The sequence below is a fragment of the Legionella worsleiensis genome, assembly GCF_001467535.1.
In the GTDB taxonomy this organism is placed as follows: domain Bacteria; phylum Pseudomonadota; class Gammaproteobacteria; order Legionellales; family Legionellaceae; genus Legionella; species Legionella worsleiensis.
Genome location: NZ_LNZC01000022.1, coordinates 160,097 through 183,837, shown reverse-complemented (window position 1 = coordinate 183,837; position 23,741 = coordinate 160,097). Strand labels below are relative to the sequence as shown.

Below are 23,741 nucleotides of genomic sequence, written 5' to 3'. Positions count from 1 at the left end.
TGCTCAAACAACAGCACAAATCAATCAATTGATCCAATAAGTCTTAAGGCATGACTGATTTTTAATACGTGGACTTTTGACTCCATAAAACAAACCAGTCCCCATGCTGTCGCAAACCTGTTCTTTACTCATTGCATTCAGGCATTGCGCCAAATCTGTATTGGTACACTTAGGAAACACTGCGTCCGCAGTACCTAATGCATGATATTGCTCCTTACCCCACTGATGTAACTTGGTAGTGTAGTAAGTAATAAAATCTCGAATCTTGTCCTGTTGATTTAAATAGAAGACTTTCATGCCCGGATTATTGTGGTGAATTCGACTTATACTGGGTGTTGAATAATTATAAATAGTGCTACCGTCACTCAAGCGAATTGCTCTGAACTCATCCATATGCGTATGAGAAGTCAGTAAGGTAATTTGGCCAAAACGATGATGATATTTATCCAACAGCTGGATAAACTGATCGAGATAGGCCTTATGCCAAAATGCTGTTCCTTTGTAGGATGTTCCTGGAGGTACATGCATGGCAAGAAGCAGCTGCCTGGATTTATGGGTTTTTAACTGCTGCTCAAGCCAAAGAAGCTGGTTTTTAGCATCGTGTTGTTGATTGGGGTATTGAGCGGCATAAAAAGGAGTTTGGGTAAACTGAACACTGTTCAAAGCCAAAAGTATAATGTCTTTATTATCAGGAATAACATAACTGGAGTAGTACCCCTGCGTTGCCATATAACGGTCATCAATTAGCAATCCTTCACAATACACACATGCGCCCGTCCAATTAGTAGCAAAATTCAAAGGAGATTTCCCCCCCTGTTCAAAGGGTTGATAATTTCCACCCAAAGAATCATTATTGCCTGTAATATAAAACATGGGTTTTTTGGACGTATCCGCTTGCAATAAACCGGCGAATAACGTTTTTTCATAGGCCTCTTTTTTGGCGGTAACCAATAAAGCATGAACAGGCAGATCGCCCAAATACAAAATAAAATCGACATTTTGGCTTAACTCTTTGAAACGGTTCAGAGTAATGTTCAAAAATTCATTACCCGTATCCTCACCATCCTTTAATTGAAGATGACTCCCATAATGAATATCAGATACCGTTAAAAAACTGGGGGATGCAATGACACAATTCATCACGCAAACGCTTAAAAAAAACAGTTTCATTAGCAAACGCAATTCACTTTCTCCTAAAAAAGGTCATCCTTGGGTAAGTATGTCATTAATTCCAAGGCATGATCTCAGTAACATCTAAATCGTCTAATTCATCAAATCTAAAGATAGTCCTCAACTTTAGCGCAGGGTTATGCCGCTTAGACCGCTTCACGAAGAATCCATGTTCTTCCCTGTTGCTCTCCGTTACTAGAGGAACTTTGGATGCAAAGCATTGTCGGTTTACCATTGGATGGCAAGTTGCAAGAATCCGATTTCAGTGCCACTGAAAATGAATATTTCTTTGTCAAGGCCTGTAATGCAGACCAAACCTTGTTGGCATCCGCTTGATTATCGCTAACAATTAATTCATGTCCTCTGTAAACCACATTAACGGCCTGACCTTTAAGCACCAGTCTAACTGCAGATTCAAGACGACGCCAACTGGCTTGATGGCTGTGCTCAACGACCACTTGCGGAGGGTTAATCTGAAAATTTACTCGTTGATGGGGCGCAAAAACGCTGGCCAATCGGTTAGTTCCTGGACTTTGTTGTAAAAAATAGGTCGTCAAAGCATCAAGAATCGGTCGTCCTGGTCCCGAAGATTTTCCAGGCAACTTATTAATGTACATAGCAAAAGCTAAAACGTGGCCATTGACCGTGTATAAATACCCAGACAAACTGTTCATTCCAGTCATGGTGCCTGTTTTGGCGCGAATAAATCCCTGCTGGCCAGGTTCTTTAAAGCGCTTTTTCAAGGTACCGTCTCTGCCTGAAATAGGCAAAGCAGCGATGTATTCATAGGACAAAGGAAAACGCTGATATAAAAATTTCAACAAAGCAATTGTTTGCTCAGGCGTCACCAGATTATATCGAGACAAACCAGAGCCATCTGTAAAGATGGCATTGGTCAAATCTATTCCAGTCTGTTGCTGTAAAAAGTTTTTAATAACTGGCTGGGCATCATCCCAGTTCAGCGGTTTTCCACTAATTTTAGCAGCAGTATGTAGATACAGACTATCGGCGTAAAGATTATCTGAAGGCTTGAGCGTATCGGCCATCAGATACTTTATAGGCTCAGAATAATGAGTTGCAACGAGTAGAGTTCCAGCGGGAGCTTTACCCAAGCGAACCTGACCTCTTAGTTCAATATCCGCTTTGGCCAACTGACTTTTTATCATTCCCTGGGCATACATTAGTGGGTTTATAATGGCCAGACGCTGCTGTAAAGCCCATTGACCCAGACCAACACATCCACGCACCGTCAAGTGATTGTTCTTATCTAATGTAAAGCCAACACCACACTCCTTTTCGCTGGCTTTGGTTGTTACCTGACTATCCAATTCTATGGCACCGCCCCCGTCATGCACTTCAATAATTGCAGGAGAACCAACCTGCGCTCCAGGATTAACAGTAATAGTGAGGCGATTGGAATCAATCATCAAAGGAGCAACTGGCGCACCATAACTGTAGGAAAGATCCGATTTTAACCAACCGGGTGGATATGCGGTAACAGACGCAAGACTACTGTCAATAACAACATCACCCTGAATGGAATGAATATTCCACTCTTTAAGCGTGGCCAAAAGAGAATTTAAATTATCTCGATTAAACGAAGGATCACCGCTTAGATGCAGGTAAAGAGTCCCATTAAGAACCCCATTACTCAATTGTCCGGCGCCGATACTCAGCTGATTTTTAAACCTGTAGTCGGGGCCCAACGCCATCAAAGTAGCGGCTTCGGAAAAGAGTTTCATGTTGCTGGCAGGAATAAACAAACGGCTTGCATTACGCTTGTATAATGTCGCTCCAGAAGTTAAATCCAAAACGTCTATGCCAATATTAATGTCGGGATTAAAACGCTTGATTAGCTGGTCAACCCCTGCCTGCAAACTGGTCCCGGAAGATACAGACCATAAGGCCCACAAACAAACGCCAATTAACGTCCTTTTCATTACTTGTGTTCCTTAAAAATTAAGAGTAGAAAACAATGCGTATAGTTAATCATATCTTAAGCCCAGACGCTCCAAAAGCCCCGCAAGCGTGTCATTATCAAAAAATTTAACCTTTAACCAACCGCCTTCGCCAATATCGTTTACTATTTGCACAGGTGCGCCCACCTGCTCTGCTAAAATAGACTGTAAACGCTCTATATCCCGGTCTTTTTTGGCATTTTTTGGGGGTTCCAAATCATTATTTTTGTATTCCTTTACCGCCTGCTCCAACTGCCTGACCGACCATTGTTCTTCCATGGTCTGCTGGGCAAAAAGTTCTTGCTGATTACGGCTCAACCCCACAAGAACTCGAGCATGTCCTAAAGAAAGCTTACTTTGTCTAATCAAATCCTTAACCGATTCAGCCAAAGTCAGCAAACGTAAAATATTGGCAATATGACTACGAGACTTACCAACCAAAACCGCTATCTCATCCTGATGATAATGAAACTCATCCATCAAGCGACGGTATCCTGTTGCCTCTTCGATTAAATTTAAATCCTGACGCTGAATATTTTCAATGAGCGTGAGCGCACAGGCCTGTTTATCCGTGTACTCGCCCAATAAACAGGGAACTTCCACCAATCCTGCTATTTTGGCAGCACGCCATCGCCTTTCGCCAGCAATTATCTCATATCGCTGCCTGGCAATAGCCCTGACTACCAATGGCTCGATTAAACCTTGTGAGGCTATAGACTGAGCTAATTCATGTAAAGATTCTGGATTAAAATCTCGTCTGGGTTGGTATTGACCCGCATGCAATTGTTCTATGGGAATATAAATAAATTCAGTATGCATGGCAGCTAAAAATTCAAGAAAATTAAAAACGCCATTGTTTCATAAACCCATCAAAAAGAATACCAGGGCAAGGATTTTGCCTCCATACTGGATAAAAACTACTGGATTAAAACGTGATTTTTTTCCGGTAATGAGGTCGCTTCGCAACACGATTTAATCCCCCTCTACCTCACGCTAGGTGCGGTGGAGAGGAGAAAACTCGGTAAGTTCAATTAAGTACGTGAGGAGTTACTTTTAGTATTATAAAGCAAAATCGTTGTGTAATTCGTCCTGCTGCTGATGGGCGTGTTCTGGAGCCGCAGAAAAAAATCTGATTTTAGAGTGGTACTGTTCTGCTTTAACTGTAGTGCGTAATTCCTGCGCAAGCTCGGGATATAAAGAAAGAAACGCCCTGCTTTGTTTGATGATATGAGTATCCTTGGACGCCTCAATCATTCTCATATAATAAGCCGCTGTTTTCAGATCATTGGATGAACCTGATTTCAGCAACAACTCAGTAAGCGACAGCATGGCATTAGTACATCCACTGGCGGCAGACTGCCTCATCATATTTTTATATTGTGGCGATGTGGGAGCATACACCTGCGCCAATCGATACAAATCAAGAGGATTTTTCCTCGCCAAAGCCTTCATTTCAGCCATGCGACTGACTAATTCCTGCTTTAGAGCCGGATTATCAGGTTTTTTATGTAATTCCTTTACAAGGAGTGAAAATTCACTGCTCACATTTGATAAAGCAACCATAACTTAACCTTTAATTTAAAAAGTTAGTCTCAGATTATATGCTCAAAATTAAGGCTGCATTAAGCAAGAAGTACTTTACTGTTTTTTTACACTTATAGTGCTGCACCGGCAAAATATCAAGCGGAATACTTGTCGTAATAGCCCCAGGCAAGGTGGAACAACATGTGGCTCAGAACTGCAGCAATTAGACCGTATTGCCAAAACAGTAGGCCAAACACCAATGACTGCCAAAGACTTAGCATCATTAAAGAATACAGAAAACGTCTGCTTGCGATACACCCTGCGGCAACATAAGCAGGAATTTGTCCCACCGCAAAAAGAAAACCACTCAGAATCATGGAAATAACAATAACAGTATTTGTATTGTGCTGAGTAAACATCAAGCCAAAATAGGCAACTACATTCATTAACCCCCAGCGGACAATAACTTCTTCAACTACCCCACCATAAAGCACGCATCCATCAAGTCCTAAAGCTGCACGTAATCTCGCCATGGCCTGAATGCTGTGTTCATCAAGAATAGAGCCAACAATACCGTAGTAAAACACTAAAAATATAACCGTACCAATAACAGTAAATAACACTACAGGAAATAGAATGGATTGCAATGCATCCAATGACGCTTTACCCGTTAAAAGGCCTTCCAGCAAGGGCGCATTCAAACCCGTTTGCCCAGAGAGCACTGCTCCAGCAAAGCTCATTACAAAAACCATAATCAAGGTTTGTACTATTGCCACACGACTGAATCGTTTCTTTATCACATCACTGTTTTGCGGCAATAAAAAACCAATCAGGCGAGACATTGCAATGCAAACACCTGGAATGCAGACACAAAATAAAACACTAATAAGTGGCCAATTGATTATCATTTATTATCCTTAAATTTCAAGATAAGAGACTGATTAAGGCTCCTATGTACCGCAACGTTCTCATCAGGATTTAATGAATACGCTGTAAAAAAAACCATCCATTCCCTGCTCTCCGGGTAAAATCTGCCGACCATGGCCGGTGTTTCGCCCCCAGGACACATTGATGTGTTCCACCTGACAATCAGGATGACTTGCCACAAATGCAGCAATATTGTGTTCGTTTTCCGCAGCGAGAACAGAGCACGTGGCGTAAACCATTCTTCCACCAGAAGCAAGCAAAGGCCAAAGCGCATTCAGTACCGATTGCTGAATTTGCGAAATAGCACGTACTTCGTCTTCAGTTCGTAATAACTTAATATCAGAATGTCGGCGAATAACTCCTGTTGCGGAGCAAGGTGCATCCAAAAGAATGCGATCAAAAAGCGGTCCATCCCACCAAAGCTGCGGTGTAGACGCATCACCCTGAAGCACTGTGGCATTGAGCTTTAAGCGATTCAAATTGTCCTGCACTCTCTTAAGGCGTTTTGCATCAACATCAAGAGCAACACATTGACTGAGTTTTGGCTCTGTTTCTAAAATATGGCATGTTTTACCGCCTGGGGCACAGCAAGCATCCAAAACTCGCTGATTAGGTTGTAAATCCAACAAGGATACCGCCAACTGTGCAGCACCGTCCTGAACCGACACCAACCCATCAGCAAAACCAGGTAATTCTCGCACATCACAGGGAGAAACCAAGGTAATACCTTGAGCAGCAACAGGATGAGCATGGGCTTCTATACCAGCCTTTGCCAGTTTAATTAAATATTCGTCAACCGAAATAAGTCCGACATTGACTCTTAAGGTCATAGGAGGATGGGCGTCATTAGATTGAGCAATAAATTGCCATTCATCCGGCCAGTCTTCTTTCAGGCGGTGCAACAGCCAGGAGGGCTGACCGTACATAAAACCCGGGTCTGATTCAAGTTGGGCTAAAATTTCATTTTGCTTACGACAAAAATGACGCAAAACAGCATTGACCAACCCCTTAGCCCAGATTTTTTTTACTTTATCAAGCAAAGCAACGGTTTCCTTGACTACGGCATAATCGGGTTTATTCATATAGTGCAGTTGATAAAGCCCCATTAATAATGCAACCCATACTTCAGGGGATTTAGGTCTTTTATCCACCAGAAAATCAGCTATCGCTTCAAGGCGAAAATAATGACGACAAAATCCAAAGCACAATTCTTTAGTCATTGGTGAGATTTCTGCTGATACAGGCATTAATTGTGATAAAGAGGAACGTTCCTCCATCAAGGCGGTTAAGATCTTTAACGCCTGCAACCGTTCGTTATTTTTCATTCAAGAACTAAACCCGCATGCAATTGTGTTTTTCCAGAATTCAACCAATCCGCTATAGAAATGGCTTTTCCTCCGGGAAATTGAATGACCTCAACTAAAAGGGAATTTTTGCCTGTAGCAACTAACATCCCTTTCTTGTCAATATGGACGACAGTTCCAGGAGGATGAGCACCAGGGGTTTGGGATGGCTGTGCCTTATGAAGGCGCAGTATTTCATCTCCAGCAACAGTATAAGCTATAGGCCAGGGATTAAACGCTCGAATCCGGCAATCAATTTGCCAGGCTGAATCATGCCAGTTAATGCGTGCATCTTCTTTGTTGATTTTACCCGCATAGGTTGCCAAATCATTATTTTGTTTTTCAGGCTTTGTTCTGCATTCCGCCAACGCAGCCAATGTAGACAGCAACGGTTGAGCCGACAATGCCGAAAGCTTATCATGCAGACTACTGGCAGTATCAGACGGAGTAATTGGGCATTGGGCTTTAGCCAACATATCTCCGGTATCCATTCCTGCATCCATTTGCATAATGGTGACACCTGAATACTCATCACCGTATAAAACTGCATGCTGAATAGGGGATGCCCCTCTCCAACGCGGCAACAAAGAAGCATGGACATTGATGCAGCCCAGGCGAGGAATATCAAGAACAGCCTTGGGTAGAATAAGCCCATAAGCAATAACGACCATCACATCCGGTTTTAACGCAGCCAGTTCAGCAATTGCCTCAGGGTTTTTGAAATTAAGTGGTTGATAAACAGGGATCTGCTGTGCTAAAGCCCAGGACTTTACTGCAGAAGCCTGTAATTTTCGACCACGCCCTGCGGGTCTGTCAGGCTGGGTGTATACCGCTTTAATATGATGCTGCGACTGATGCAAAGCCTCCAGGCATGGAATTCCAAACTCAGGAGTTCCAGCAAAAACAACGCTTAATCCACTCATGATTGACGTGCTTGTTGGCGTTTGAATTTTTCCAGTTTTCGGCGAGCCATCATTCTTTTTAAAGGCGACAACAAATCAACAAATAATTTACCGTTTAAATGATCAATTTCATGTTGCAAACATTCACCAAGCAAACCTTCGCCGCTTATTTCGAAGGGATTACCGAATCTATCCAACGCTTTTACAGTAACTTTTTCAGCGCGTATTACGGTGTCATAAGCTCCTGGAACAGACAAACACCCTTCTTCAAATTCTTTTTCACCTTGAGCTGAAACAATTTCGGGGTTAATGATTACTAACTGTTGACTCTTGTCTCCGATAATATCAATCACCGATAAACGCAAGCTTACCCCTATTTGCGGAGCAGCAAGACCTACTCCCCTTGCGTGATACATGGTATCGAACATGTCATCAATCAGGGTTTGTAAACCCTCATCAAAATGAACAACAGGTTGCGCCACTTTTCGCAAACGCTCGTCAGGTAAATAAAGAATCTTTCTAATAGCCATTGCTTATCTGGTTCTCCACATCAAAGTCGTGATATTATCCTTCATATACGTTTATGCTGCAAGATACCCTGTTTCTAAATTGCATTGTGGCTTGGGTCTTATGGACTGATCGCATTTTCCTTGCCAAGTCCCCCATTCGATAATGCAGTCAGATCGTGATACACCATAAAATCGATTCTGACTTTTTGCACGGGTGTGCAGAGAATTCAAAAACGCCAAGGCCTGACAAAGGATTGTTTCATGAGATACCTGCTCATTTTAATTTATTTTTTATTGCCTCCTGCGATTCATGCGCTTAGCCTTCAAGAAGATCCGCCCCATCAGTATGTTGTGCAACACGGGGACAGTTTGTGGAGTATTGCAAGCAAATATCTAAAAAAACCCTGGGAATGGAAGCAATTATGGCGTGCAAATCCCGCCATTAAAAATCCCAATCGATTATATCCTGGTGCCGTATTAATATTGGACTACCAGCAAAATCAACCCTACATCAGGGTATTATCCAACGGCACTATCAAACTTTCTCCCAGAGTGCGCCCCCGCCCTGCTGATGAGGCCATACCACCGGTTCCATTAGTCGATATAAAACCTTTTTTGGATGAATCGCTTGTCCTTGATGATGACGTGCTTACCCGAGCTCCTTATGTTGTTGCCCTCATGGGCGAGCACATGTTAGGAGGTCAGGGCAATCAAGTCTATGTCAAAGGCTTACATCCTTCCACTGAGATGCCACAGGGAGGCACTATTGCCTACTCAATTTTCAGGGGTGGAAAAAACTATATTGACCCAATTACCAATGAATTTTTGGGATTTAAGGCCAATCTGGTTGGCTATGGGGAACTGGTCGCTGGTGGCGATCCTGCAACATTACTACTGACCAGCATCAAAGTAGGCATCAAAAAGCTGGATAGAGTATTAATCAACAACAGTCCTGAATTTGATTTATATTTTGAGCCTAAATCTCCTGTACGCAAGGTTTCAGGCTACATCATCGAAATACCCGGCGATATGCCCACAGGTAACAGTCAAGTTGCGGTAGGCAGCGTGATTGTCATAAACCTGGGAGCAAACTCGGGGATAGAAGCTGGGGATGTATTAGGAATTTACGGTAAAAAGCGAATAATTCGTGATCCCCAAAACCCACTAATCCCTGTTAATTTACCCCCTGAGCGTATAGGCGAAGCCTTGGTTTTTCGTCCCTTTACCAAAACCAGTTTTGCTTTAATTGTTCGGTCTACCCGAGCTGTTTACTTAATGGATACTGTAACGAACCCATGAATAATTTACCTTTTTTACTTGCATTAAACCGGATGAACAGAGTTGGCCCACGTACAGTAAAGAAACTACTGAAACGGTGGCCTGATTTGCAAGAACTGTTTCGTCTATCAAAATCCGAACTCGAAAAGGCAGGCTTACCCGCAATATTGGCACAAACCATTACTGAGTTTGATCAAAATGAGGTGCAAAACGATTTTAACTGGCTCAACGCTGCATCCAATCATCATCTTTTAACCTGGGACTCGCCCGATTATCCTCAGCTATTAAAAGAAATTAGCGATCCTCCGATTGTTTTATATGCAAAAGGCCAACTGTCTTCGTTTGATCATCCTCAATTAGCTGTTGTAGGCAGCCGCAACCCGTCTGTAACCGGTAGTGAAAATGCCAGAAATTTTGCTAAAGCACTTGCTGAACATGGAATAACCATAATCAGCGGACTGGCATTGGGAATCGATGGCCAGGCACATGCCGGATGTCTTGAAGCGCATGGCAAAACAATTGCTGTATTAGGCACAGGCATTGATTGCATCTATCCAAGAAGACACAGCAAACTGGCAGAGCAAATTAGCCAAAATGGACTGCTACTTAGTGAGTTTCCATTAAATAGTCCACCAATCGCTGGACATTTTCCACGCAGAAATCGTATAATAAGCGGTCTATCATTATGCATTTTGGTTATTGAGGCAGCAATCAAGAGTGGATCGTTGATCACAGCAAAAATGGCGCTGGAACAAAATAGAGATGTATTGGCTATTCCAGGCTCCATCCATAATCCGCTCGCCAGAGGATGTCATTATCTGCTGCAACAAGGAGCCAAGCTCGTGACGTCTGTATCCGATGTCCTTGAGGAGCTGAGAATAGAACCAGTCCAAAGAACTGATGATAAATCATTTTTTTCCCTTGCCAGCGGGAATGAAAACCTAGTAAAGTTCATTGGCTTTGAAATGACGAGTATCGATCAAATCATTATTCGTAGCGGGTATACTCTCGAACAAGTAACCAGCGAACTGGCAGAACTGGAATTACAAGGTGCGGTACAAGCCGTACCTGGTGGTTATATAAGGTGTTAATATGAAAGATAACTTATTTGAAATGTTATTGAATTTATTTGAAAAAAGCCTGACTCAAATCCAAAAAAGCCATAAATCAGATGAGCAAGGTATAGACGAACTCACCGCTGGCGATGAGCTGCTTCATGAAGAAGATCATACTTTACTCATCAAAAACGCTCAGGAACACTCAACACGAATTGTAACCTACGATGAGCAAATGAAATTGACCAAAGCCAGTTATCAGTTTCTAATGCGTTTGAAACTATGGGGTATACTGGATGCGCATTTATTCGAAACAGTAATGAACCAATTACAGTGTTCCGAATCTCGTATCGTCACGTTACAAGAAACAAAATGGACTATCAGAAACATTCTGGAAGAACACATGAATGAAGAACAACTCACATTTCTTGATCTTGTGCTATACCAAAAAGAAGATGAACTTGTTTTAAACTAGTCATCTCTAGGACCAAGTCATCAATATTCTGCACTTGGTGAATACACTGTACCCAATTTAAGGAAAGGTTTATTTCATATGAGTAAACACTTGGTGATCGTTGAATCACCTGCTAAAGCCAAAACCATACAAAAATATTTAGGTAATGATTACGATGTCCTGGCATCTTACGGTCACGTTCGTGATTTACCCGCTCGTAAGGGCTCAGTAAATCCAGACAATCACTTCAATATGACTTACGCACCTATAGAAAAAAACGCAAGACATATTGAAACCATAGCCAAGGCACTGAAAAAATCCGATTCTTTAATGCTGGCGACTGACCCTGATAGAGAAGGTGAAGCCATATCCTGGCATATATTCGAATTAATGAAAGAGCGAAACCTGATTAAAGACAAACCGGTGCACCGCATTTTCTTTAATGAAATTACCAAATCAGCCATTCAGGATGCCATAAATAATCCTCGTACTATTTCTATGGATTTAGTCAACGCCCAACAGGCGAGACGTGCTCTGGATTATTTGGTTGGTTTTAATTTATCACCCTTGCTTTGGAAAAAAATCCGCAGAGGGCTTTCTGCCGGACGAGTTCAAAGCCCTGCTCTTCGTCTCATAGTAGAGCGAGAAGAAGAAATTGAGCGGTTCGTAGCCCAGGAATATTGGAAAATTCTTGCGCAATGCCAACACGCTAATACTGGTTTTGAAGCCAGGCTGACTCAATATAAAAATGAAAAGGTACAGCAATTTACGGTCACCAATGCAGAACAGGCGCACCGCATAAAAGACGAGCTAATCGAACAGGCTAAGGGATATTTATCGGTTACCCAGATAGAAAAGAAGCAACGCAAACGTAAACCTTCTCCCCCATTCATTACCTCAACCTTGCAACAGGAAGCTGCAAGAAAATTAGGATTTACCGCCCGAAAATCAATGATGGTGGCGCAACAGTTGTATGAAGGTATAGACATTGGAACAGGCACTGTAGGTCTTATTACTTATATGCGTACCGACTCGGTGAACTTGGCCGCTGAAGCAGTGGATGAAATACGAGAATATATCACCCAACGCTATGGCGAAGCCAATTGCCCCAAAACACCTCGAGTATACAAAACCAAATCTAAAAACGCCCAGGAGGCGCATGAAGCAATCAGACCCACATCGGTCAAACGCTCTCCTGAAATGGTTCAGGATGCATTAACCGCTGATCAGCTCAAACTCTACAGCCTGATATGGAAACGAACCATAGCCAGCCAGATGGAAGATGCTGTGATGGATACGGTTGCGGTAGATTTTAGCTGTGGTGCTGGCAATCTGTTTCGAGCCAATGGATCGACGGTTACTTTTCCGGGTTTTCTGACCGTATATGAAGAAGGCCGGGATGATTCAAAAGAGGATGATCAGGAGGGAAGCCTGTTACCAGCCTTTACCGTAGGAGAACAGATCAAGATCAATCAACTTGAAGCCAATCAGCATTTTACCGAACCACCGCCACGCTATTCCGAAGCGACTCTTGTCAAAGCACTGGAAGAGTATGATATAGGAAGACCCTCTACCTACGCTGCAATTATTCATACCTTGCAACAGCGTGAATATGTGGTCGTTGATAAAAAACGCTTTCTTCCTACGGATGTTGGTCGCATAGTTAATCGTTTTTTAACCAGTTATTTCACACGTTACGTTGATTATAAATTTACAGCAGGACTGGAAGACACTCTTGATGCAGTAGCACGAGGTGAAAAAGATTGGATACCTGTATTGGAAGAATTTTGGCAGCCTTTTGTACACCAAATTCACAATACCGATGAACAGGTTCAACGTAAAGACGTTACCACCGAACTGTTAGAAGAACAATGTCCTAAATGCCAAAAGCCACTGTCAATAAGACTGGGTAAACGGGGTCGTTTTATTGGGTGCACAGGCTACCCTGAGTGCGACTATACCCAGGATATGGGAGGCCAGGATAACGAAAAAACAGAACCTGAAGTTGTCGAGGGACGAAACTGTCCTCTTTGCTCTAACGCCTTGCATATTAAAACCGGCAAATACGGTCGTTTTATTGGCTGCAGCAATTACCCGCAATGCCGACATATGGAACCTCTGGAAAAACCGGCAGATACGGGCGTTGTTTGTCCTAAATGTACTCATGCTAAAATTCTGCAACGTAAATCGAGGAAGGGTAAAATTTTCTACTCCTGTGGAGACTACCCCAAATGTGATTATGCGTTGTGGAATGAACCCATGGATAAACCGTGCCCCCAATGTGCATGGCCTATTCTAACGGTTAAAGAAAGCAAGAAGTTTGGCCGGCAAATTCTGTGCCCGCATGAAGGATGTGGTTATTCGCACAAAGAAGAATAACCCTCTTCACGCCTCTAAAAAATCATCAACAGTTCAGGTCTATTTTTTCCTGAACTGTAGTGAACGATAAATTATTGAGGCTCATTCATCAATTGCTCAATATATCGTCGGCAAGTCAATGGATGATGTAAAAAATTAATTAAATGGCGAGTACCGCCAGTTCCGGTAATGACCAGAGAACCGTATCTTAATATGCTTCCCAGAATGGATTGACGAATGTCTATGGTTTCAATTTTACTTAAAGGAATATCTACAGTCTGTCTAATAATGATTCCAGTACGTAAAATAACCTGTTTTCTTTTGATGGTTATTGACGAAAAATAATAAGTAACCCAGGTCATCAAAATCCAAAGCAAGGCAAACACTATCAAGATGAGACTAACCTGACGCAATTGAACTATATAAACATAAAGCGCAATAGCAATTCCCAAACCCAAAATAGGACCAAAAAATATAACCCAGTGCAAGCGGGTAAAGTAAATCACACTACTGTCTGTATTTGTCTCAGCCATGACTCACCTTCGTAAATGCTTTTAAAATAAACGACACAATAAATATCCCTCTGTTATTCTAAACATAAAACAGTTTATTTAGCGATAGTTCTCTTCTTTATGTTACTATCAATCATAATGAGAATACAGTAATACCCTCCATCAACTAAAGAAGAAAAAAATGCGTTCTATCAGTAGATGCCTGAATAAACAACTTGCAGACATTTGCCAGCGGTCACTGCAGCTTGAAGAGCTGTCCAGAAAAGTAGCACAAATTCTTCCTGAAAATTTAGCTTCAGCCTGTCAGGTTGGCAGCTTTTCAAAGGGATGTCTGGTACTGACCACTGCAAATCCAGCCTGGGCCTCGCAATTGCGCTATGCCCTACCCGATCTGCGTGACAGGTTACGAAAAGAGGCGGGAATGTACCAACTCTCATCCATAAAAATTCAATTAGTTGAACCGGTTACCCAATATACCAAGCAAGACAATCCCTCTCACGCACTTACCGAAAAAGCCAAAGCGTCCATCATCAGTGAAAGCGAACAATGCACCTATCAACCCTTACGCAAAGCCTTGCTTCATCTTGCCCATGGCGACCAGGAGTTTTAACTAGGCAAATCCCAGCTGCCTCCATGCTTCAAATAAAATAATAGCTACCGCATTGGATAAATTCAGGCTACGGCTGTTCTCAACCATGGGAATTTTGATGCTACTGTATTGTGCTCTGATTTCTGCAGGCAAACCACGTGTTTCCGGCCCAAACAACAATATATCTTCCGGTTGATACTCTATCTCGGTGTACACCTGATCAGTTTTTGTTGTGCAACAGAAGATCCTTCGCCCTGAATGCTGGTTTTGAAAATCATTCCAATCCGCATAATGCTGAACGGTAGCCCATTCATGATAATCCAAACCTGCACGGCGCATTTTTTTATCATCCAAATCAAAGCCCAAAGGATGAATCAAATGAAGCTGGGCACCGCTATTGGCACACAATCGAATAATATTACCTGTATTGGGAGGAATTTCAGGCTGATAAAGAGCAATATGAATCATGAAATGAGTACTCGCTTTCTTGCAAATGGATAAACCAAAACGAAACAGAATCAACGGGCGCTAGTTTATCCTACTGCCTTAAAAGGACGCAATTGAATGTTTCTATTTTCATCAATTAACAGCATATGTTGCTCAGGAACGTTTTCCCATCCTTCAGCTATATCATTGAGTTTTTCTGAAGAGACAACAACATAAGCCGGTTTTCCCTCTTCTTTTACCCAAAGACCATTAGTGGCTAACATATACCCTGCCAGATAATGCAGGGTAAGAGGTTTCTTCTTATTATTGCTGGTATATCGTGTTGCAATGATTCTTTTTCCATCTGTTAGACAAACATTATAATAAGAAGTACCTGGTTTACCGTATTCAGCGATGACCTCTTCTATTTTAAATATCGTTTGTTGCAGCACATCAGCTACCACCATAAACTGGCTTAAATCCCGTCCTTTGGCAAGTTGTAAAAACAGTCCAAACAAATGCTCTGAATCTGTTTCACCCTTAATCCAGTGGTAAATATCATCATCCAATAAATGGCGTATATGGCGTTTTACTTGAACAAAATCGTGAATCTCACCATTATGCATCAGCATCCAGTCGCCGTGAACGAAAGGATGGCAATTAAAATTGGTCACGCCCCCAGCGCTAGCCGAACGAACGTGAGCAAAAAAGCAAGGCGACTGAATTTTGGAGGTCAAGCTTAACAAATTTCTATCATTCCAGGCAGGAAAAACCGAAGTAAACAAAGCAGGATCCGAACTGATTTCAGGCGCATACCACCCAACACCAAAACCATCGCCATTAGTACGTAAGTCCGTTTCACGCGCATGCAAACTCTGCATGATTATAGAATTTTTAGGTGTGACCAATACATTTTTTAATAACGTTGGACGCCCTAAATAGGCAACGAGTCGACACATAATTATTCCTTTTTTTGATCCATAAATTAACTATAGCAAATTTTATACTCAGAAATTAGTCACCAAGAGATAGAGTAACTCATCATCTCAAAACAAGTTGAGAAATAACGATGCAATAAGTTAATTTTTTTATAAATTTTTGGCGTTAATGGGATATAATAAGCTTTTCTGCATATATGATGAACAGATACACTTTGAGTGAGAGCATAACATGCCAAAAGAAAAACTTACCGAAATCCTAAACCCAGCAATACCTCTATATGCTCGCGAACTTCATAACACAATGTTTCCCTATTATGATCGTTTATTCCGCATTTCTGTTGTAGGCTATCCCGGAGCAGGAAAACGTAGTCTGATTCATAGATTTACTGATGATAAATATATCAAACACTATACAGGCGCCTTAAAGACAGATTTTCAAGATATAACTCTCGAGGAGCTGGTTGTAAAGATACGACTGGATATTCCGAAAAACTGTAGCCAAGAACAAAATCAAAGCACTTACGTTCATAAGGGGAATTCTCGAATTAATGCTGTCGTGCTTGTATATGACAGTACCAATAAAGATTCTTTAGAAAGCCTGAAAACTTGGCTTGAAATTATAAAGCAACAGACCCGCAAAAATACCCCGATTATACTGGTTGCTACAAAGACCGATCTTTATATAAAAAGAGAAATAACTTTAAAAATGGGCAGTGAATTCGCAGAGAGTTGGAACCTTAATAACGAAGACCACCCAATAACATCTCATATAGAAACAAGTGCTAAAGATAATGTGAATGTCTCTGAGGTATTCCAGGAAGCGACACGACAAATATTAAAACAGCAGCTCATTACGAATAAACCCGTGGTTAATCCTCAGGCTCAACCAGACAGTATGAGAATAGAATTAGAAAAACGGTTACAAAAGTATATTGACCGAGTAAACGGATATCGAGATACGAATGGAAAACAAGATTTCGGCAGAAGCCAGTTTGTGTTTTTTAAAGATGCTCAAACGATTAACCGACAAGCCAATCTCAAACTCGCCCAGAGACTTCTGAAAGACCTTGGTAACCCCAACAACTCACTGGCTGACGTGTTTCAAGATTACGAGAAAAAACGAAAAGAAGAAGCTTTTAATTACACTATTCACCCAGGAACAACTCGCGTGAGAAGCTGGGAATTGGCAGGCATTATTAATGATGCATTAAAGGAATCTGCCCGTAATCCTGATATCAGTTCAAACGCACATCCCGGTAATAAGCGGCGGTGAAAAAGCCCTTGCCACTTAATCTGAGGAATCAACTGGTAGCCTTGATGCAGCCCTAGCGAAATCAAGGTTTTTATATGCTGCACCTTCCATTCTTCTCTAATCCAACCCGCTTTGTATTATGTTCATGACTTAAGAACAGGAAAAATAACCAGGAATTGAGCCGGTATGTTGATTGATCCTATAGGTGGATTTGGCGAGTAAGTCCTTGATTACGCTTGCGCTGCATCAAGGCTACCCGAACTGTGGGATCAGCGCAGGATTGAGTTGTTCATACAGCTGGTAGCCTTGATGCAGCGTAAGCGAAATCAAGGTTTTTTATACGCTGTGCCTTCAATTCTTCTCTAATCCAATCCGTTTTGTATTATGTTCATGACTTAAGAACAGGAAAAATAACCAGGAATTGAGCCGGTATGTTGATTGAACCTATAGAGTGAATATGCATAAAATGTGAATCACTATTTTATGCATACAGTGAGAAACGCCTCTACCTGGTACGTTTTTTAAAATGACAACGATTGGCTACTGCTAGAACATCCTTCAGAAGCTGATGGCTCACGAAATCCATAAAAATCTGTCATAAACTCGTGATAAACATCATCAGTCATTAAATTATATTTAAGAATTTTTGCAGTGATAAAGCTGAATAATTTACAGACTAGATCCCCACACTCCTTAGGCTCGGTTAAATATAAAGCCTCTAATTCAGTTAGGGCATTATCAACCTCTTCGCAAAAATGTTCTTTATCCGACTGAGCTTTTATATCATCAGACACCAAAACATTGTAATGAAGATTTGCCAGTATTATTTTATTTTCGAACTGAAGTTTTTTAAGCTTATCTCTTGCCATATTATGATTTGGATCAATCACTAATGCCCTTTTATATAATGACTCTACAGTGAGTAAAGTTGCCGCATATTTTTGTAGAGGAGAACCGGGATCTACTTCAAGAAACTCACCCATAATTGTTAAAAGATTGGCAAACAATTTTTTTTCAAGTCTCTGCTCAAGCTCTTTGCTGTTGATATGATGCATCGCATGAATAAACGCCAAAACTTTAGGGTGCGATTGATGCGCATGACTTTGTTGGCCAGGCTTGTGTTGAGAAGCAGGTGAAAAAAATGAGTAATTTGATGCACCACCATGAGCACCGGTTAACACTGCAGCTGGTTTACTATTATCTGCAGCTAAAATAGAGTGATCTGAATCGGTATCTGAGTCTGAATCTAACACCCATTCCAAAGTCAGAGCCAAAGCAGGAACTTCATCCGCAAAGCATTGTTCTGAATCTGTAGGCGCACTTGGACGGGAAACGTCATAATCATCCCGTGCTGGAGAAAAGCCAGGACTAGAGGGATACTGCTCACTAAGGTCTGGAGCATCACTATCTTTAATTAAGTTCCACTGTTCCAGCGCATCATCATCTGCCCTGGATTCAGAATCCGCAATTGTCGCAGTGCTCATTGTTCGCATTTTTTTTGGCGTTTCCTCAGGGTAGTCTCCTGCTTCATTTAAAACAACAGATGAAGAAAACAAGGAACTATCGAATCCAGAACTCATACTGGTTCTTTTTGCATTCCTGGTCACAGCGGTTGTTCGAGTCGCAGTTTGGATTTTAAAACTTGAGAAAATGGCTCTATGCTGCCAGGGTAGTCCAGATTCATACAATTGTCTTACAGAATTTTCTGGATTTATTGCCTGTTTAATATGATCATTGGCAATATAAACTAAAGCGGGAATCAATAGTTCTAATTGCTCCTTCTTATCAGATCGCTTAATTATATCGTTAAGACTATCTTTAACTTCCGATGGTGTTTTTATCTTAACCAGAAGAGAAATCGGCGAATCTGGACATAATTGACAGAACTCAGCAATACCAACGGTATATAGTTTATCCACTAACTGGTTTACACGCTCTGAATTTTCGACAAACATGCGAACAACATACTTTAAGGGATGGTATTCTCCATTGGCCAGAACAAGTTCAAATGAAGCCGGTGATGAAAATTTAATTCCATCATATATCAGGTGTCCAGGATTCAGGCTATCCGATAATGAAAGCGAAGAGGAAGAAGATGCTCTTCCTTCTTGCGGCAGATGAGTTGCACGATCAGCGAGTTTTATAAAAGCTGAAATAGCCCCCTCATTATCAGGTGTTCGCTTGGTAATGGAAGCTATAATCTCATAACCTTGTTTAATCAACTGAGGATTTGACCTTTGATGCAATTCAGTATCGACAAAAAGAGCATAACTGATTAGTTCAAGTTGCGATAAAGAATTTTTTGGAAGCACTGTCAAAAGTTGATACGATTCCAAATGCTTCTCCATGTTGTTTAACAGATCGTTACGGTGAGTCCCATCCGTTGTCACAGAGCAAAGCTGCTCAAGAAGATTTAAATAACCCAGATGCATATTGATTTCAGCTCCCTTTGGTATTCTGGACTTAGTTTCAATTGCTAACTTCATTGCAGTAAGCGAATTATTGATTAATCGCTCATAATCGGAAGGAATGCTGTTCAACTCTTCAGCTGTTGCAGACCATAAATCGCTCAGCAACTCCAGGCTTTCAGCTATTGATTCATTGGTGAAGTTGATCCTTTGGGGTTTAGTTTTGAGCCTACTCTCATCACATATCTTTTCCCAGAATTCGTTCATTAATGCAATTCTGCTGCTAATCGTGGTTAAAGATGAACTAAAATCAGAAAGACTTTGTAGCAACTGATCAGTAGTCATATTTTGACTGTCTGCGATATACTTATTCATTATTCGACTTTGGATATACACAACATCGGCTAGGGCATAAACATAACTGTCATAAAATGCTGTTGAAAAAATAGCATCCGGTTGATTGTCCATAATGGACTCTAATTTAGTTAATCCCTTCACATAATGAGTTAATGCATTCTGGAAGTTTTTTCTGTTGTACTCACGATCCCCGGAATTTTGATGTACCGTACCAATATAATATTTCATTGCCTCTCCCCAAAGAGTTTAAAAGGTCATCTCAATGATTTATCGCCCTGCATTTAAGGGAAATTGCACCAGGATATAACCCAAAACATAATTAAAGAGACGATTATATAATAATGATCTTGCTCTTTTATTAAGCAGCAAGATTATTTTTCAATACTGATTATTCAAATTTTAAATACCTGACTGTTTCTGGTGTTTTTATTAAGAATTATCAATCTGTTATTGCAGGGGGCAGAAATAAGCAGTTCCCGCAACAATAACACGGCTAAAGTGCTTTTTTAGATTGTTTGTGTATCTTATCCCCATCCGTAACAAAAAATCTGTCATGCCCGCATAGGCGGGCAACCACTGCTGATTTCATAAAGTGGAACCAACAATGAAAATTAGATTTAATCCATCAAAATAATCACCCAGTGCCTTGATTTGGGTAGCGAATTATTTTGATCGATGGTTGCCCGCCTATGCGGGCATGACAAATTTTTTTGTCCTACACGGAGGCATTTCAATATGAACGCACGTGCAACTGTTTTGCTCTTTTTCCGCCAGTTACAAAAGAAAATGTCTGAGAGAGCCCTCCGCTTTCTTGATTCACTAGTACTACAAAAAAATTATAATATTAGACAACCAGGATGTTCTAACTCCAAAGCAAGAGTTCCCGAATGCATGGTAACACCTTCTTGCTGCCTAAAGGCCAAGTAGTTAGAAGGAAATGGACTATTGATTGCCGAAAATACGGTACTGACCCAAGTTTCAGCATCGCCATCAAATTTCGTGCGTATATAAACTGTTTCAATTTTTTCTGTATGAGTTGATGAACCTATGTGCCCTATTGTTACTTCTGTTCCTTGATTATATTGTTCAATAATCTTTATTAGGTCATCTTTAGCAACAATAAGGGTTTTACACGCTGGCTTAAGTGTACTAATTTGCTGATCAAAGAAAATCATCTTTCTCCCTGATTCATCTTCTTTTTTCAAGCGAGACTCTGAAAACACGATACTTGACTCTTTATTTGAAGAGTTATATTCATATTCTAATGTTATTAATAATGATTGGAATGCTGTTTCACCCTCAATTAATATCATTTTCCTATTAGTATGTTGGTCCCAAGCAATGGTAACAGCCCAATTTAACTCATCATAGCTAAACTTACAATCAACAATAGATAACATAAAATTTCTTTTAAACCAAACCGAATCTCTTCATTTTAACATAACCTTCTATTTCATATACAGCATCATTATTCAAATGCCTCACCCAATAATTCCATCCAGATACAGGGTAACTGTTTAAATATTTCTGCTATGATATAACAAGCAGTTTTATATTTTGCTGAATTGTCTTCATCATCTGCATACAATTAAGTATGCCCCTATTAAAATCCATGTCATGGTGCCGATTGTCATCAAAAGGAGTATATAGAAAAAATTAAATACTCATTTACCAGATGACACATCTGTTTTTATTGACCATAGGGCTGCTGTTAGTCAATTTATAAGCGCTCTGGAATTCGGGCATATTGGCAAAACTTCCATTGACTCGATATTGAGCCGGTGGGTGCGGATCGGTTGTGATCTGATTTTGTAATTGCTGTGGTCGAATATTTTTGGCCCATACATGGGCTGCACCGAGGAAAAATTGCTGTTCAGGGGTGATTCCATCAATCGTTTTGGCATTTTTATAGTCTCTGGATTGTAAAAATGCCTTATAAGCTAAAGTGAGGCCACCTAAATCTGCAGCTGCTTCTCCAACAACTAATTTACCCTGTACATGCAAATTTCCATCAACAACGTAGTTGGAAAATTGATCTGCAATACATTGGGTTGCTTTTTTAAATTGACTCAAATCTTCAGGCTTCCACCAGTTATTTAAGTTTCCATAACCATCAAACTGTGCTCCTTGATCATCAAAGCCATGGGTAATTTCATGCCCCATGACAAATCCAATAGCCCCATAATTTACGGCAGCGGGAGCGTCAGGATCAAAAAAAGGAGCTTGTAATATTCCTGCTGGCATATTGATGCTATTCATAGACACATCATAATAAGCATTTATTGTTTGCGGAGTCATCTCCCATTCCGTTTGGTCTATAGGCTTACCAATTTTTTCCAAATCCCTGTTAACCAAAAATTGATTCGCTCTGATGACGTTTAGAACGTAAGGACCTCTATCCACTTTAAGCTTGGAGTAATCTCTCCATTGGATTGGGTAACCAATGCGTTGCTGCATTAAATCCAGTTTGGTTAAAGCTTCTTTCCGAGTTTCTGGTGACATCCAGGCTAAAGAACTCAAATCGTGACGCAGAACACTGCGAATATTCATCAAAATCTCTTCCACCTGCGCTTTAGCCTTGGGAGGAAAATGCTGTTCTACATACATTTTACCAATTGCGAAACCAAGAGCGCCATTCTCCGTACTCACCACTCTTTTCCAGCGAGGCAACAATTTTTCAATTCCAGTCAAAGCACTAAGCATCTTGAAATTCTGATCAACAAAAGGCGTGGATAAGTAAGAAGCAAAAGCGTCTATCAAATGCCAACGCAGATATATTTTCCACTCATCCACACTGATTGATTTTAATAAATGATTCAATCCTTTAAAGTAATCGGGCATAGCCAGATTAATTTGAGTCAATTGATCCTGCCCAATGGCCTTAAGATAATTTTCCCAGGAAAAATCCGGGGTTATTTGTTGTAATTCAGTCAAGGTCTTAATATGGTAGATCGCATTAGGATTGCGGCGCTCAATTATAGGCATGGAAATTTTGGCCAGTTGCGTTTCTACCTCCATCACACTTTTTGCTTCTTGAGCAGCTGTTTTCGGGCTGTCTCCAAGTAATTGAAACATTTTTTCCAAATGATTAAGGTAGGCTTCTCTGATTTTTTTAAATTTGGGATTATCGCTTAAATAATAATCTCGTTCAGGTAACCCTAATCCGCCCTGATAGGCAGCTCCTATCATCAACGTACTGTTTTTATAATCCTGCATACTGCCAAAACCAAATAAAGCATCAACACCAATGAGATGTAAATGAACCAGCTCTTTTTGCAAATCGTCCAATGATTTTATCGCATTAATACGATCAAACTCGGGTTGAATTGGAGCAACACCTAATTGATTAATGGTTTTTTCATCCATGCCACTGTAATAAAAATCACCCACTTTTTGCTCTATACTGCCTTGTTTTGCATCTGTATTTTGTGAGGCCTTGATTAGCATCTGATGAATAATATCTTGAATTTTTACATTGAGAATATTAAAGCTGTCCCAGGAGGCATATTCTGCGGGTATAGGATTATTTTTTTGCCAAGCTCCATTCGCATAAGAATAATAATCCTCACCTGGGGATACCGTAGAATCGAGCCAATGCAAACGCAATGCTTCACGTTGTTTGGCATCAATATCCGAGTCTGCCATACATCCAGCAGAACAGCACAACAGTGAAAATGTAATTATTCCCATTTTAAATTTCATTGCATATCCCCTTTGCATTTACATTCAGAGCATTTTAATAATTAGTAGAATACAACTAATCCATCTGATCTTTTTC

At 40.8% G+C, this 23,741-nt stretch carries 20 protein-coding genes; 6 read left to right on the top strand and 14 right to left on the bottom strand.

Features of this window, described 5'->3' with window-relative positions; genetic code table 11:
* Positions 1-24: 24 nt before the first annotated feature.
* From Lwor_RS09385 to def, 8 genes are all read right to left on the bottom strand, one after another.
* Positions 25-1,170 carry a metallophosphoesterase gene (locus Lwor_RS09385; RefSeq protein ID WP_058493630.1) on the bottom strand — a complete coding sequence of 382 codons (1,146 nt, stop codon included), beginning with the start codon at positions 1,168-1,170 and terminating at the stop codon, positions 25-27.
* A gap of 146 nt (positions 1,171-1,316) precedes the next feature.
* Positions 1,317-3,110, bottom strand: coding sequence for a D-alanyl-D-alanine carboxypeptidase/D-alanyl-D-alanine endopeptidase (gene dacB / locus Lwor_RS09380; protein WP_058493629.1), 1,794 nt, complete (start codon positions 3,108-3,110; stop codon positions 1,317-1,319).
* A gap of 45 nt (positions 3,111-3,155) precedes the next feature.
* A complete protein-coding gene (locus Lwor_RS09375) occupies positions 3,156-3,947 on the bottom strand; it encodes a ParB/RepB/Spo0J family partition protein (RefSeq protein WP_058493628.1) in 792 nt (263 codons plus the stop codon).
* A gap of 240 nt (positions 3,948-4,187) precedes the next feature.
* Positions 4,188-4,691: a hypothetical protein gene (locus tag Lwor_RS09370; protein ID WP_058493627.1), complete on the bottom strand. Its 504-nt coding sequence runs from the start codon at positions 4,689-4,691 to the stop codon at positions 4,188-4,190.
* Positions 4,692-4,807: 116 nt separating this feature from the next.
* The gene (locus Lwor_RS09365; protein ID WP_058493626.1) at positions 4,808-5,560 is read right to left on the bottom strand and encodes a CPBP family glutamic-type intramembrane protease; all 753 of its coding nucleotides are present in this window, start codon (positions 5,558-5,560) and stop codon (positions 4,808-4,810) included.
* A gap of 63 nt (positions 5,561-5,623) precedes the next feature.
* The gene (gene rsmB / locus Lwor_RS09360) at positions 5,624-6,904 is read right to left on the bottom strand and encodes a 16S rRNA (cytosine(967)-C(5))-methyltransferase RsmB (RefSeq protein WP_058493625.1); all 1,281 of its coding nucleotides are present in this window, start codon (positions 6,902-6,904) and stop codon (positions 5,624-5,626) included.
* On the bottom strand, positions 6,901-7,845 hold the full coding sequence (gene fmt, locus Lwor_RS09355) for a methionyl-tRNA formyltransferase (protein ID WP_058493624.1): 945 nt from the start codon (positions 7,843-7,845) through the stop codon (positions 6,901-6,903). Before fmt ends, rsmB begins: the two co-directional genes overlap by 4 nt.
* On the bottom strand, positions 7,842-8,354 hold the full coding sequence (def, locus tag Lwor_RS09350; RefSeq protein ID WP_058493623.1) for a peptide deformylase: 513 nt from the start codon (positions 8,352-8,354) through the stop codon (positions 7,842-7,844). Before def ends, fmt begins: the two co-directional genes overlap by 4 nt.
* Positions 8,355-8,594: 240 nt before the next feature.
* Here def and Lwor_RS09345 point away from each other — a divergent pair, with 240 nt between their 5' ends.
* The 4 genes from Lwor_RS09345 to topA all read left to right on the top strand — a co-directional run bounded on the left by Lwor_RS09345 (position 8,595) and on the right by topA (position 13,499).
* Positions 8,595-9,632 (top strand): LysM peptidoglycan-binding domain-containing protein, encoded by a 1,038-nt coding sequence (locus Lwor_RS09345; RefSeq protein ID WP_058493622.1) that lies wholly within the window; start codon positions 8,595-8,597, stop codon positions 9,630-9,632.
* Complete coding sequence (gene dprA / locus Lwor_RS09340; RefSeq protein ID WP_058493621.1) at positions 9,629-10,702, top strand: DNA-processing protein DprA; 1,074 nt, start codon at positions 9,629-9,631, stop codon at positions 10,700-10,702. Before Lwor_RS09345 ends, dprA begins: the two co-directional genes overlap by 4 nt.
* 1 nt (position 10,703) lies before the next feature.
* The gene (locus Lwor_RS09335; protein ID WP_058493620.1) at positions 10,704-11,141 is read left to right on the top strand and encodes a DUF494 family protein; all 438 of its coding nucleotides are present in this window, start codon (positions 10,704-10,706) and stop codon (positions 11,139-11,141) included.
* A gap of 78 nt (positions 11,142-11,219) precedes the next feature.
* Positions 11,220-13,499 (top strand): type I DNA topoisomerase, encoded by a 2,280-nt coding sequence (topA, locus tag Lwor_RS09330; protein WP_058493619.1) that lies wholly within the window; start codon positions 11,220-11,222, stop codon positions 13,497-13,499.
* Between the two features lie 71 nt (positions 13,500-13,570).
* Here the strand turns inward: topA and Lwor_RS09325 are convergent, their stop codons facing one another.
* On the bottom strand, positions 13,571-14,011 hold the full coding sequence (locus Lwor_RS09325) for a PH domain-containing protein (protein ID WP_058493618.1): 441 nt from the start codon (positions 14,009-14,011) through the stop codon (positions 13,571-13,573).
* 160 nt (positions 14,012-14,171) lie between these two features.
* Between Lwor_RS09325 and Lwor_RS09320 the strand changes: the two genes are divergently transcribed.
* The gene (locus Lwor_RS09320; protein WP_058493617.1) at positions 14,172-14,600 is read left to right on the top strand and encodes a DciA family protein; all 429 of its coding nucleotides are present in this window, start codon (positions 14,172-14,174) and stop codon (positions 14,598-14,600) included.
* On the opposite strand, the gene Lwor_RS09315 is transcribed toward Lwor_RS09320, so the two are convergent.
* The gene (locus Lwor_RS09315; protein WP_058493616.1) at positions 14,601-15,047 is read right to left on the bottom strand and encodes a tRNA (cytidine(34)-2'-O)-methyltransferase; all 447 of its coding nucleotides are present in this window, start codon (positions 15,045-15,047) and stop codon (positions 14,601-14,603) included.
* Between the two features lie 65 nt (positions 15,048-15,112).
* Positions 15,113-15,964, bottom strand: coding sequence for a class II glutamine amidotransferase (locus Lwor_RS09310; RefSeq protein ID WP_058493615.1), 852 nt, complete (start codon positions 15,962-15,964; stop codon positions 15,113-15,115).
* Positions 15,965-16,175: 211 nt separating this feature from the next.
* On the opposite strand from Lwor_RS09310, the gene Lwor_RS09305 reads away from it, so the two are divergent.
* Complete coding sequence (locus Lwor_RS09305) at positions 16,176-17,219, top strand: ADP-ribosylation factor-like protein (protein ID WP_058493614.1); 1,044 nt, start codon at positions 16,176-16,178, stop codon at positions 17,217-17,219.
* Between the two features lie 500 nt (positions 17,220-17,719).
* Here Lwor_RS09305 and Lwor_RS09300 read toward each other — a convergent pair whose 3' ends face one another.
* From Lwor_RS09300 to Lwor_RS09290, 3 genes are all read right to left on the bottom strand, one after another.
* Positions 17,720-20,191: a hypothetical protein gene (locus tag Lwor_RS09300; protein ID WP_058493613.1), complete on the bottom strand. Its 2,472-nt coding sequence runs from the start codon at positions 20,189-20,191 to the stop codon at positions 17,720-17,722.
* Between the two features lie 608 nt (positions 20,192-20,799).
* The gene (locus Lwor_RS09295; protein WP_058493612.1) at positions 20,800-21,363 is read right to left on the bottom strand and encodes a hypothetical protein; all 564 of its coding nucleotides are present in this window, start codon (positions 21,361-21,363) and stop codon (positions 20,800-20,802) included.
* A gap of 268 nt (positions 21,364-21,631) precedes the next feature.
* Positions 21,632-23,665: a M13 family metallopeptidase gene (locus Lwor_RS09290; protein ID WP_058493611.1), complete on the bottom strand. Its 2,034-nt coding sequence runs from the start codon at positions 23,663-23,665 to the stop codon at positions 21,632-21,634.
* Between the last annotated feature and the right edge of the window lie 76 nt (positions 23,666-23,741).